A 6,275-nucleotide genomic window follows, 5' to 3' on the forward strand; every position below is an offset into this window, starting at 1 on the left:
GACGAGACCAGCAGCGTCGGCAGCGTGGGGACGCCCTCACGCAGGTCCGTGCCCGGCACCTTGCCCGAGTCGTCGGAGTCGCTCGCGATGTCGATGATGTCGTCGGCCAGCTGGAAGGCCACGCCGATGCGCTCGCCGAACTCGAGCAGGGTGGCCTCGATCTGCGCACCGGCGCCCGACATCATCGCGCCGAAGCGGGCGGCGGTGGCGATCAGCGAGCCGGTCTTGTCGGCGACGACCGAGAGGTAGTGCTGGAGGGGATCGTCGTCGGGGCCGGGGCCCAGCGTCTCGCGCAGCTGGCCGTGCACCAGGCGGGCGAACGTGTCGGCCTGGATGCGGACCGCCTCGGGCCCGAGGTCGGCCACGAGCGAGGACGCACGCGCGAAGAGGAAGTCACCGACGAGGATCGCCACGGAGTTGTCCCACCGCGCGTTGGCGCTGGGGGCACCTCGGCGCATCGCGGCCTCGTCCATGACGTCGTCGTGGTAGAGCGTGGCCAGGTGCGTGAGCTCGACGACGACGGCCGACGGGACGATGTCCGCGGCGGTGGGGTCGCCGAACTCGGCGCAGAGCACGACGAGCAGCGGTCGGAAGCGCTTGCCTCCGGCCTGCAACAGGTGCGAGGAGGCCTCGGCGACCAGCGGCTCAGGGCTGTGGACCGACTGGGCCAGCAGGTGCTCGACCCGCTCCACCCCGTCGGAGACACGCTGCTCCAGCGCTGCATCCGAGAACGTCCCGACGCTGGCCACGTTCCACTTCCTTCCGAGATCGATCGACGCGCGCTAGCGCACGAAGACGCCGGCGTGCTGGGCCAGATCGAGGATCGGACCGGGCACGAGCCCGAGCGCGACCGTGGCGATCGCGGCCAAGGCAATGACCACGGTAGTCGGCACACCCGCGACGGCCACGGTCGGGCCGTCGCCGACGGGGTCGGTGAAGAACATCAGGACGATGACCCGCACGTAGAAGTACGCCGCGATCGCGCTGCACAGGACGCCCAGGACGACCAGGAGCCAGGCGTCGCCGGCCCAGGCCGCGCTGAAGACGGCCCACTTGCCGATGAAGCCGGCCGTCAACGGGATACCCGCGAAGGAGAGCATGAACAGGGCGAACGAGCCCGCCAGGAACGGCGACTCCTTGCCCAGCCCGGCCCACTTGGACAGGTGCGTGGTCTCGCCCGCCGAGTCGCGCACGACCGTGACGATCGCGAACGCGCCGATCGTGCCGATGCCGTAGACGAACAGGTAGAACAGCACGGACGAGATCGAGGTGATCGCGTCGCCGTCCTGGGTGCCCAGGTAGGCACCCGAGAGGCCGACGATGATGAAGCCCGCGTGCGCGATCGAGGAGTACGCCAGCATGCGCTTGACGTCGGTCTGGCTGATCGCCACGACCGACCCGACCAGCATGGTCACGACCGCGACGACCCACAGCACGGGACGCCAGTCCCACGAGGACCCGCCGAACGCGACGAACAGGACACGCAGCATCGCGATGAACGCGGCGGCCTTGGTGGCCGCAGCCATGAAGGCCGTGACCGGCGTCGGCGCACCCTGGTAGACGTCGGGCGTCCAGCTGTGGAACGGGACCGCGCCGACCTTGAACAACAGGCCGACCAGCAGCATGCCGATCGCCGCCAGCAGGATCGGCGTCTCGTCACCGCGCGCCGACACGGCGGTGTCGATCTCGGCGAGGTTGAGGCTGCCCGAGTACCCGTAGGCGAGCGCGGCTCCGTAGAGGAAGAACGCCGACGCGAAGGCGCCCAGCAGGAAGTACTTCATCGCCGCTTCCTGGCTCAGCAGGCGGCGGCGTCGAGCGACGCCACACAGGACGTAGAGCGGCAGCGACAGCACCTCGAGCGCGACGAACATCGTGATGAGGTCGTTCGAGACGGCGAACAGCATCATGCCCGCGAGGGCGAACCCGGCCAGCGGGAAGACCTCGGTGTGCTCGAGGCGGGCCCGGGTGGCCTCGGCCTCGCCGGGCGAGCCGGGCGCGTCGGCCGCGCGGCCGATGAACTCGCTGAGGCCACGGTCGTGGCTGCGTTCGGCGAACAGCAGGAACGACATGGCGCCGAAGATCAACAGCATCGCCCAGGTCAGGACGCCGGGGCCGTCGACCGAGATCGCGCCCTCGGCCCCCGTGGAGCCGATGGCGGGCCAGCGGGCCTCGTCGACGTCCTCGAGTCCGAGGTGGACCCACACGGTCAGGGCCAGCGCGACGAGCGTGCCGAGGACGGCGATGACCGCCTGGGTCAGGAACCGGACGCGGCGCGGGACCGCGATCTCGACGACCAGTCCGATCATCGCCGTCGCGCCGACCGCGATCAGGGGCGACAGCTGGCGGTAGTCCAGGTCGGCCGCGGGGATGTCGGGGCCGGCCACTGCGAGGGCAGACGAGAGCTCGCCGATCATTCGTGGGCTCCTTCCGTCTGCTCGGTCAGGTCGATGGGGGCTCGCTGCGGCGGATCACCGACCGCGACGGTCGAGAGCACGGGCTCGACGGCCGGCTCGATGACCGAGAGCAGCGGCTGCGGCACGAAGCCCAGGCCGATGATCAGCACGATCGCCGGGGCCAGGGCGCCGACCTCGCGGCGGGACAGGTCCGGCATGTGCATCGTGTGCTCGTTGACCGGACCGGTCATGGTGCGCTGGTACATCAGCAGGATGTAGACGGCGGCCAGCACCATGCCGAGCGTCGCGAAGGCGGCGATCGGGATCGAGCGGGTGAAGGTGCCCGCCAGGACCAGGAACTCGGACACGAACGGCGCGAGGCCCGGCAGCGAGAGGCTGGACAGGCCGCCGATGAGCAGGACGCCCGACAGCACCGGCGCGACCTTCTGGACACCGCCGAAGTCGCTGATGCGGGCGGAGCCGCGACGCGACGCCATCATGCCGGCGACCAGGAACAACAGCGCCGTCGACAGGCCGTGGTTGAACATGTAGAGCACCGAGCCGGTCATCGACGTGGTCGTGAAGGCGAAGATGCCCATGATGATGAAGCCGAAGTGTGAGACCGAGGTGAGCGCGATCAGGCGGCGCAGGTCGTCCTGGCCGATCGCCAGCAGCGCGCCGTAGAGGATCGAGACGACCGCGAGCACGAGCACGACCGGGGTGGCCCACTCCGAAGCGCCCGGGAACAGCTCGAGGCACCAGCGAATCATGCCGAACGTGCCGACCTTGTCGACGATGCTGACCATGAGCACCGAGGTGCCGGGCGTCGCCGAGGCCGCCGCGTCGGGCAGCCACGTGTGCAGCGGCCACAGCGGGGCCTTGATCGCGAAGGCGATGAAGAAGCCCAGGAAGAGCAGGCGCTCGGTGGTCTGGGACATCTCCAGGCCCATGAGGTCGCCGTGCAGGAACGTGGCACCACCCTGCTGGGAGGACAGGACGTACAGTCCCACGACCGACGCCAGCATGAGCAGTCCGCCGAGCAGGTTGTAGATCAGGAACTTGACCGCGGCGTAGCTGCGCTGGCCGGTGCCGTGGGCGCCGATCAGGAAGTACAGCGGGATCAGCGTGGCCTCGAACAGGACGTAGAACATGAAGACGTCCGTCGCGGCGAAGACGCCGATCGCGAGCGCCTCGAGCACCAGCATCCACGCGAGGTACGTGTTGGTCCGGGCCGGGTCGGCCTCCTTGTCACGCCACGACGCGACGAGGACGATCGGGGTGAGGACCGTGGTCAGGAAGATCATCGTCAGGCCGATGCCGTTGACCCCGAGGGCCCAGTGCACGCCGAGCGCACCGATCCACTCGTACTGCTCGGTCAGCTGGTAGCCGCCGCTGTCGAGGTCGAACTCGCGCAGCAGCGCCACCGACATGAGCAGCGTGAGGATCGAGACGCCGAACGCCACGTAGCGCGGCAGGGCTCCGTCGCCGTTGCGCGGCAGCAGGGCCACCGCGAGGGCGCCCAGGAGAGGGACGGCGATGAGCAGGGACAGCATCATGCGAGCGTCACCGCCAGCAGGCCCAACAGGACCACGAGAGCACCTCCGAGCACCATGAGTGCGTAGGAACGGACGTAACCGGTCTGCGGCTTGCGCAGCTCGCCGGACACCTCGCCGATACGGTCGGCGAAGCCGGTGACGAGCCCGTCGATGACCTTGGCATCGGCCCACACCAGCGCGCGGGTCAGATGGGTCGCCGGACGGACCACGAGGGCGTCATTGACGTTGTTGCCGTACAGCTCCGCGCGACCCGCGCGGGTGAACACCGAGACCTCGGAGTCCGCCGGGGTGTCGGCGGCGATCTCGCGGCGGCCGTACGTGAACCACGCGAGGGCGACGCCCGCGGCCACCACCACCAGCACGATGAGCGTGATGACGATGATCGGCAGCGGCAGGTCGTGGTGCTCGGCATGACCAGCGGCTGGCTCGAGCCACTCCTCGATCCAGCTGCCGAGCGCCATCAGGCCCGCGAGCAGGGACATGGCCGCGAGAACGATGAGCGGGACGGTCATGACGGCGGGCGACTCGTGCGGGTGCACGTCCTCGCGCCAGCGCTTCTGGCCGAAGAACGTCATCAGCATGAGGCGCGTCATGTAGAACGCGGTGATGCCGGCGCCGAGCAGGGCGGCCAGGCCGACCCAGATGCTGTGACCCAGCGCCGCCTCGATGATCTTGTCCTTGGAGAAGAAGCCCGAGGTGCCCGGGAACCCGATGATCGCCAGGTAGCCGATGCCGAACGTGTAGAACGTGACCGGCATGGCCTTGCGCAGGGCGCCGTAGTGGCGCATGTCGACGTCGTCGTTCATGCCGTGCATGACCGAGCCGGCGCCCAGGAACATGTTGGCCTTGAAGAAGCCGTGCGTCAGCAGGTGGAAGATCGCGAACGCGTAGCCCGCCGGACCGAGGCCGGCCGCCAGCATCATGTAGCCGATCTGGCTCATCGTCGAGCCGGCGAGCGCCTTCTTGATGTCATCCTTCGTGCAGCCGATCCAGGCGCCCATCAGCAGGGTGATGACGCCGACGGCGATCACCACGTTGCGGGCGGTGGGCGACGCGTCGAAGACGTCGTGCGAGCGGACCACCAGGTAGACGCCGGCGGTGACCATCGTCGCGGCGTGGATGAGCGCCGAGACCGGGGTGGGGCCCTCCATGGCGTCGAGCAGCCACGCCTGCAGCGGGAACTGGGCGGACTTGCCGCACGCGCCGAGCAGCAGGAGCAGGCCCAGCGCCGTGGCGACGTTGCCCGAGACCGAGTGCACCTGGTCGTTGACCGCGGCGATCGAGCTGGTGCCGAACCAGGCGAACATCGTCATGATGCCCAGCGCCAGGCCGAGATCGCCGACGCGGTTCATCACGAACGCCTTCTTGGCGGCGGCGGCCGCGGACGGCTTGTGCTGCCAGAACCCGATCAGCAGGTAGGACGCCAGGCCGACGCCCTCCCAGCCCAGGAACAGGACGAGGTAGTCGGCGGCGAGCACGAGCGTGAGCATCGCCGCGACGAACAGGTTCAGGTACGCGAAGAAGCGGCGGCGGCGCTCGTCGTGCGCCATGTACCCGATCGAGTACACGTGGATGAGGGTGCCGACACCCGTGATCAGCAGGACGAACAAGCTCGAGAGCGTGTCGAAGGTGAACGCGAAGTCGACGTGGAACGGACCGGCGTCGATCCAGGTGCCGAGGTTCGTGGTGACCGAGCGATCGGCGGCGTCGCGGCCGGCGAGCTCGACGAACAGCACGACGCCGAGGACGAACGACGCGGCCGAGCAGGCGGTGGCGATGAGGTGCCCGAACGCATCGGACTCCTTGCCCCACGTCAACAGGAGCGCAGCGCCCGCCAGCGGGATGGCGATGAGCAGCCAGGACAGGTCCAGCACGCGAACTCCTTAGGCCTTGAGCAGGTTGGCGTCGTCGACCGAGGTCGTCCGTCGCGTGCGGTAGATGGACACGATGATGGCCAGGCCGATGGTGACCTCGGCGGCGGCGACGACCATGACGAAGAACGCCGCGACCTGGCCGTCGAGGTTGCCGTGCTGGCGCGCGAACGACACGAACGCGAGGTTGGTCGCGTTCAGCATGAGCTCGACGCACATGAACACGATGATCGCGTTGCGGCGCACGAGGACGCCGATCGCGCCGATCGAGAACAGCAGCATCGACAGGGTCAGGTACTCAGTCATCACGGGCCCCCTCGTCGGTGGCGGACTGCGCGTCGGCGGCGGTGTCGGGCTTCTCGGTGGTGGCCGGGCGCTCGTCGGGTGCCAGGTGCGTCGCGGCGATCTCGCCGGCGACCTCGTCGGCCGCCTCGCGGTTCGCGGCTTCGGCGCGC

At 69.3% G+C, this 6,275-nt stretch carries 5 protein-coding genes; all 5 read right to left on the reverse strand.

Annotation, left to right across the window (positions count from 1 at the left end):
• Positions 1 to 749 (reverse strand): polyprenyl synthetase family protein (locus RT323_RS05380; RefSeq protein ID WP_313405659.1); only part of this gene is annotated, 749 nt, incomplete at its 3' end.
• Positions 750 to 782: 33 nt separating this feature from the next.
• Positions 783 to 2,414, reverse strand: a complete 1,632-nt coding sequence (gene nuoN / locus RT323_RS05385) for an NADH-quinone oxidoreductase subunit NuoN (RefSeq protein WP_313405661.1) — start codon at positions 2,412 to 2,414, stop codon at positions 783 to 785.
• A complete protein-coding gene (locus RT323_RS05390) occupies positions 2,411 to 3,949 on the reverse strand; it encodes an NADH-quinone oxidoreductase subunit M (protein ID WP_313405662.1) in 1,539 nt (512 codons plus the stop codon). The genes nuoN and RT323_RS05390 overlap by 4 nt, the downstream gene beginning before the upstream one ends.
• Positions 3,946 to 5,823, reverse strand: a complete 1,878-nt coding sequence (gene nuoL / locus RT323_RS05395) for an NADH-quinone oxidoreductase subunit L (protein WP_313405664.1) — start codon at positions 5,821 to 5,823, stop codon at positions 3,946 to 3,948. Before nuoL ends, RT323_RS05390 begins: the two co-directional genes overlap by 4 nt.
• Before the next feature lie 9 nt (positions 5,824 to 5,832).
• Entirely contained in the window at positions 5,833 to 6,126 is a 294-nt protein-coding gene (nuoK, locus tag RT323_RS05400) for an NADH-quinone oxidoreductase subunit NuoK (RefSeq protein ID WP_313405665.1), read from the reverse strand.
• Positions 6,127 to 6,275 lie beyond the last annotated feature (149 nt).

This window comes from Aeromicrobium sp. (assembly GCF_032084975.1).
In the GTDB taxonomy this organism is placed as follows: Bacteria; Actinomycetota; Actinomycetes; order Propionibacteriales; family Nocardioidaceae; genus Aeromicrobium.

Excerpts from the sequence above, each read along its gene's own strand:
- RT323_RS05390 (WP_313405662.1), bottom strand. The coding sequence starts at position 3,949 with ATGATGCTGTCCCTGCTCATCGCCGTCCCTCTCCTGGGCGCCCTCGCG.
- nuoK (WP_313405665.1), bottom strand. The coding sequence starts at position 6,126 with ATGACTGAGTACCTGACCCTGTCGATGCTGCTGTTCTCGATCGGCGCG.
- nuoN (WP_313405661.1), bottom strand. The coding sequence starts at position 2,414 with ATGATCGGCGAGCTCTCGTCTGCCCTCGCAGTGGCCGGCCCCGACATC.